Annotated in this window: 1 pseudogene; it reads left to right on the forward strand. The window is 45.7% G+C overall.

Going from position 1 to position 245, the window contains the following annotated elements:
- Window positions 1-245: pseudogene (locus tag ACFIO5_RS13070) on the forward strand (zinc-binding dehydrogenase); the annotation flags it as partial.

A 245-nucleotide genomic window follows, 5' to 3' on the forward strand; every position in this document is an offset into this window, starting at 1 on the left:
GTGATAATCTTTGCAATGATGTAAAGGGCGTCTACGGTTTTCATCTTGACGGTTTTGCCCGCGAACTTGTTAATTTGCCAGTACGTCTATTGGTCTCCGCCCCTGCAAAATGTGATGAACTGCAAGCAGCTGTTGCTCCAATCACTTTTGGTACTGTAGAACATATGCTTTTCGATAATGCAAAGCTACAAACAGGCGAAACAATCCTGATACAGGCAGGTGGTTCCGGTATTGGCTCAGCAGCC

The sequence above is a fragment of the Bartonella sp. AA86SXKL genome, from assembly GCF_042196885.1.